7 protein-coding genes are annotated in these 5,840 nt (G+C 50.0%); 1 reads left to right on the forward strand and 6 read right to left on the reverse strand.

Going from position 1 to position 5,840, the window contains the following annotated elements:
- Positions 1-253, reverse strand: a 253-nt coding sequence (locus tag OXH16_09190) for a hypothetical protein (GenBank protein ID MCY3681561.1), incomplete at its 3' end; no start/stop codon positions are given.
- A 24-nt stretch (positions 254-277) separates the two neighbouring features.
- Here OXH16_09190 and OXH16_09195 point away from each other — a divergent pair.
- Positions 278-562: a hypothetical protein gene (locus OXH16_09195; protein ID MCY3681562.1), complete on the forward strand. Its 285-nt coding sequence runs from the start codon at positions 278-280 to the stop codon at positions 560-562.
- Between the two features lie 409 nt (positions 563-971).
- Here OXH16_09195 and OXH16_09200 read toward each other — a convergent pair whose 3' ends face one another.
- The 5 genes from OXH16_09200 to OXH16_09220 form a co-directional block, all read right to left on the reverse strand.
- Complete coding sequence (locus tag OXH16_09200; GenBank protein MCY3681563.1) at positions 972-1,976, reverse strand: hypothetical protein; 1,005 nt, start codon at positions 1,974-1,976, stop codon at positions 972-974.
- 62 nt (positions 1,977-2,038) lie between these two features.
- The gene (locus OXH16_09205; protein MCY3681564.1) at positions 2,039-2,812 is read right to left on the reverse strand and encodes a formylglycine-generating enzyme family protein; all 774 of its coding nucleotides are present in this window, start codon (positions 2,810-2,812) and stop codon (positions 2,039-2,041) included.
- A gap of 21 nt (positions 2,813-2,833) precedes the next feature.
- Positions 2,834-3,844: a hypothetical protein gene (locus OXH16_09210; GenBank protein MCY3681565.1), complete on the reverse strand. Its 1,011-nt coding sequence runs from the start codon at positions 3,842-3,844 to the stop codon at positions 2,834-2,836.
- 11 nt (positions 3,845-3,855) lie between these two features.
- Positions 3,856-4,791: a hypothetical protein gene (locus OXH16_09215; protein MCY3681566.1), complete on the reverse strand. Its 936-nt coding sequence runs from the start codon at positions 4,789-4,791 to the stop codon at positions 3,856-3,858.
- Positions 4,792-4,820: 29 nt separating this feature from the next.
- Positions 4,821-5,840 (reverse strand): ankyrin repeat domain-containing protein (locus OXH16_09220; GenBank protein ID MCY3681567.1); only part of this gene is annotated, 1,020 nt, incomplete at its 5' end.

Below are 5,840 nucleotides of genomic sequence, written 5' to 3' on the forward strand. Positions count from 1 at the left end.
AACAAAGGCCTTCCCTTACCCTGATCATTTTAACTTCCTCATCCCCTTGGTTCCACTCATAGGTTGTAGTATCGGGATATGAAAAAGTTTTTTTCAATGTCTCTTGGAATTCTCCAATCGCCTCGTCCTTAGCCTTGTCGATTCTCTCTAAGGCTTTGCTTTCTTGGGCTTCCCAGCGCCCAAACCAGAACGCGCCACTTATGACAACGATAAAAAAACTACCCAAACTTACCCACCGTTCCCATCTTTCCATGTTGCCCTCCTGTGTGATATGGCCGTGTATAAAGTCCTCTACGGGCCGATCTCCCTGACCTATCCCAGATATTATACCGGCACCCCGTCCGGATCGTTCAGCCCGCCCTACAATACGCCAGAATTTCGGTTACTTGTAGGATTTATATGCCGCCCGCATGACCTCCTCGGCTGGCTTTCCGAGAATGGCAAAACTTCGGCGTCGGCGATTTACCCACCAACTCGTATAGAGATCATCACTGGCTATCCAATTATCCCAATAGAAAACACCATTGACCATACCGGGATTATTGGTCATGGTATTGATTAACGCCTGATAGATGTTGGCTTGCCCCTTCCGTTATCCCCGCCGAAGAACCACTATCGCTGTTGGAGGGACGACTACATCTCCGCATATCAAGTAGTTCGTTTAAACTCTTATTTTCTGGCATAGTCAGGCTAAATCTTTCATACTCATCTATACCGGATTCTACATCAATTGAGTATGTTACCAAGCCAGAAAATAGCAACTCAGAAATCTTCTGTTTATCTGCCGAAATTTCATTCCAAACACGCCAATCCACAACGTGGATTACTACATGTGTGGAGTTCTCCCGTTTTAGTGAAGTATTTAGAGTTTGGGGTTCAAGCCTGTGATTGGTACAGCTTTTCGTAGCTTTGATCCAGGACATAGACTGCTTTCCCTGTCCACAAACGTGACTGGGAATCTTCTGCAAAGGCTATTGCTCCTCGCCGTTCACATACGTTGTTTTATCTCCGATAGTCCCGTCCGCACGGCGATAGACCCATTGCCCGTGACGCTTGCCGTCCACATAAGGGCCTTCCCATTGTGTTCCGTCAGAACAGAAAGGGTCGATCCATTTCCCTTGCGCCTTACCGTCCACATAAGTGCCACCCCCGACGCGCCGTCCATCCCTCGCACGATAGACCCATTCCCCGTGCAGTTTGTCATTGAGATAAGGGCCTTCAAAGTCGCAATTGCCAAATTCGCTTTCCCCGTAAAGCGTGGCCCATAGTCCGTGCCTCTTACCGTTCACATAAGGGCCTTTTTCAATTACTGTCCCAAAGCGCCCGTGATGTGTACGGATGATCCATTGTCCGTGCATTTTGCCATTCTGAAGGCGTCCTGTTAGTTCTATTTTTCCTACTCCTATGTATTCACTCGTATGAATCTCGACAAGTGTTCCCTCGCCTTCGGCAAAGCCACCTGAACATTCGCCAGACCAGGTTACAGTCTGGCCGTCATAGTACTCGCTTTCCCAGACATAGCATTCAGGGTGGCTGGCCAACACCATCCAACAACTGGAGCGCAATGGCTTTCCGTCACACGTCTTCTCAGGAGAAAACTCAAACTTCTTAATCTCCTCCTCAATCTTCTCCTCAATCTCGATGAGCAACGCCAGTGCCTCTTTGTAGAACACGCTCCCCCTCCCTACTGACAGATACTTGCTCACCGCGTCAAGCGCGGTCTGCATTGAGCCTACAGAAAAGGCAACCTGTGCATACTTGAAGGGAAATTCGACCGGCAATGTGAGATTATGTTCTTTTTGCAGCGCAATGGCCTTATCCATCATATTGAGCGCAGCCACATAGTCTTTTTTCGCATGTAACTGTTCTGCCTGCATCAGATATTTGTCTGCTATGATCTCTGGCGGCAGTTGGGCAGATGCAACCGCAAAGAATCCCAATAAGGCCGGAATGAAAAAGCCGATAAACATTCGCATGAGTGTCTCCTGTCATCAATTTTTATGCGGCGAAGACGAAAGATGCGGTAAAGAATCAAGAACTAAAAAGACCTGGCGACACGAAAACCGTAGAAGTTGTACCGAGCCCCGGAGGAATATGTAAGGCGAGTCGCCGAGCGCAAGATCCTCGGCTTGTTGGCCCACGATCCACCACGCATCGTGCGCCTATTGCAGTCTCCACGTACCCCCGCAGAACCGTCTGTTGGCACGCCCCTGTAGCTGGGTCTCCAACAGTCCTGTACCCACTCACTCACATTCCCGTGCATATCGTACACACCCCAAGCATTCGCCTCAAAAGATCCCACTGGTGCTGTCTTCTCACCATCCCATGCACTAACGCAACCGTCGCAATTGGCACGGTCGTAATCTATGCTATCCCCCCAGCTATACGCAGTCCCCGTTCCTGCTCGCGCAGCATACTCCCACTCCGACTCGCTCGGCAAGCGATAGGTTTTCCCCGTCTGATCCGATAGCCATTCTGTGTACGCTATCGCGTCATACCACGAAACATTAATCACAGGACGCCGACCGCGTCCCCAACCTTCATCGTTTGCCCGCTCGCGTCCCGTCGCATCCGTGAAAGCGTCGTACTTCTCAAACGTCACCTCATACTTCGATAGGGCAAACGAGTCTATCTTCACTTCACGCACAGGCTTCTCATCGTCGTAACAGTCTATGCCCGACACGCAGCCCATCTGAAAACTGCCCGCTGGTATCACCACCATATCAGGCATTGGAAAACTCGGTTGCGAATATGCTGAATACACCATCGAGAAACCCACCACAACGGCCAGTACAACAAATTTACGCCACATACTGAACCCCTTTCCCTGCTATCACCTCGCCGTCTCAACGATAATCCCCGCCATTGATCCCTTGCCCCCGCGATGCCGCCACACTTGCGTTTCCACATTCTCGCCTGTAACGCGGATCTCGCCCGTGTTCGCGTCTATGTAGCTACAGTCTCCCTTGTATCCTGTGCCGTTGAGGGCTGTCAATTCCACTATATAGACTGCCCCTGCCCACACATTCAGCGTGTAGCAGTTCCACTCGTTGTCAATCTCCCCGGAAAATATCGTCCTGCCGTCCACATCAACCTTGATCTCATCCCCATCTTCGCAATCGTGGTCACGCACGCAAATTTCAAGGCTCCCCCTCGTACCCCTGATTTTCATTGAAAAATCCTGAATGCCCTGGTCGCGCCCGACGCCCTGGTCACTGACGGCGGCTAGACCACTGTAGGCATAAATTTTATCGCTCCTGTCCACTACCCACATGGTTGTCCCATCCGACCAGACCCCCTCGGGATCGGTATTTCCTATGGCGAGATCGGAGTCTTTGTTCGGATCACGGGCTTTAGTCCTCATGTTGTAGGCATAAATCTTATCGAATTGGTAAGAGCTTTCCTTCACCCACATGGTTGTCCCATCCGACCAGATTCCTTCAGGGACGTCGTGTTCTACGGCGAGATAGAAGCCCTTGTCCGGGTCATGGGCTTTAGTCCTCATGTTGTAGGCATAAATGCGGCCCCCGAAGTCCACTACCCACATGGTCGTCCCATCCGACCAGATGCCGAGGGGAGCGGTATTTCCAGCGTTTTTTAGGGTATTGAAGTCTTTGTCCGGGTCACGGGCTTTGGTTCTCATGTTGTAGGCGTAAATTTTATCGCCCCAATAGTCTGCTACCCACATAGTCGTCCCATCCGACCAGATGCCGGTAGGGGCTATGTTTCCGGCGGCTTTCAGTGTATCGAAGTCCTTGTCCGGGATGTGGGTCAAGTCGGCAGCAGACGCGACCGCGGAAAGGGACAAGAAGACGGGGATGAGAAAGGGGGTGAGTGTTCGCATGGGGTCTCCTATCATTTCCGTCCAGAATAAATGTACAATAGAAGGTACCCGAAGATTCCGATAATGAGAAACTGGAGACCTGCATCTAATTTGACTACAAGGTGAAGCAAATCTAAGACGCCCATATTAAGCTCTCCGAATAGCCTCAAACAAATCCACGCTATGCCACCTATAAGCAGAGGAATATGTGCAGTTTTGTTTTTATAGAATCTCCAAACCCGTTCCGAGAACGTGCCCTCTTTCTCCGCTCTAAGAATCGTCCCGACTACCAAGACGGCAAAATATATCGCACAAAAAATCCATGAAATGGTTTTAAGCCATCCATCAAACAAAAAATCAGCTACAACCACACATAAAGGCCAAGCAATCCAAGCAGCAATATATTTTTTGTTTAGTTTGACTGGTTGCGGCGAGGAATCATCAGCGATATTCTTTTCGGCACTTTGGGGGGGGGCGGAGGTGGTGTTTTTGAACCGCTCTATCTGTTCGTTGCCTTCTTTTATTATTTTGTCAATTTCTCTTTGTGCATTGTCTCTGATTTCACCTATTCTGCCGCTTGCGTCTTTTGCGTCGCGTTCTATTTCTCTGAATCTACCGAAGGCGATGTAACCGGCAAGGGGAACCATAAAGGCAAAAAATCCAAGAACTATAGCGATCAAGTTCAGCCACCAGCTAACAGTATCCCCCTTGTTATTCAGAACTTTTTCCTGGAGACCGTTTATCTCGTTCAGGGACTTTTGGTTTTCGACTTGGATTGCGACATAAATAGTATCGCCCGGTACTTTCGGTTGGGCTACGACATAAATAGTATCGCCTGGTACTTTCAGTGGGTTTGGGACATCAGTGGTATCCGCCGGTGGTTTCGTTGGGTTTGGGACAGGCCCATTTGCATAAGCACTTTCCGATCCCACAAAAAATATGAATACTATCGCGGCTAAACCTTTCATGACGGTCCTCCCTTTTGTTTGTGATACTGCTATTTACAATACGGACACTTACTCTCCAGCCCATCCTTTTTCAGTGCCGTACAATTCTGTTGCAGGCTCGCCCGCAATTTACTTATGGCCTCGTCACTTTTCGCTCTCTTGAGCGCACAGTAGTCATTGAAAGCGGCCAGGCAGTAAAACCGCGCGTGGTCACTGTCCGAAAACTTACCCTGGTATTTTTCCCCACACACCTTTTCGAGATTGAGAAGTGCCTGTTGCAACTGGTCTTGCCCGTGCGCTTGTCCGCGCTGAGACTGCGAGGATGTCGCAGCTGGGTTGATAGTCCCAGCAGGTTGCTCGTTTATCACACCTTTCATGTACTCGCGTACAGCCCTTGCAACCGCCTCCTGGTCTTCTGCGTCTTTGCCAGCATACATAATCGCAGCACCACCTAAAAGTGCGGCGGCTGTCTTGAGGAAACCGACTTCTTCCTGTGGTTTCCCCCTCGCGCCACCATCGCGCAAAACCTCGATAACGGCTTTATTTTTGTTGTTCAGCTTCGCCAAAACCAACGGCGTGTTTCCGTGTTCATTAAGCCGCGCGTTAATATCTGCGCCAGCATGAACCAGCACCACAATAATATCTGGGTTCTCGTTGCTCGCAGCCGCACAATGCAGGGGCATTCGGTTGTCGTCGTCCTTCGCATTGGGGTCTGCGCCCGCATCAAGCAGTACCTTAATAACATCCGGATTCTCACTGTTCCCAGCCGCACTATGTAGGGGTGTCCAGCCTTCTTTCAGTGCCATAGGGTCTGCGCCCGCATCAATCAGGGCTTTGATAACACCTGGATCCTCGCTGTTCGCTGCCGCATTATGCAGGGGCGTCCGATCATCTTTTTGCCATGCATTGGGATCAATACCTGCGTCAAGGCATGCGGTCACGCCCTCAAGGGTCGCTGTCTTGAAATATTTTTCTGTGCCCCACCCATTGCAGTTCTCCTCTGCCTGTGCCTGTGTGAAAAATCCCAATAAGAACAGAACGAAAATACTTTTGATCATTTTCTGCATGAT

This window comes from Gemmatimonadota bacterium (assembly GCA_026705765.1).
GTDB lineage: Bacteria > Latescibacterota > UBA2968 > UBA2968 > UBA2968 > VXRD01.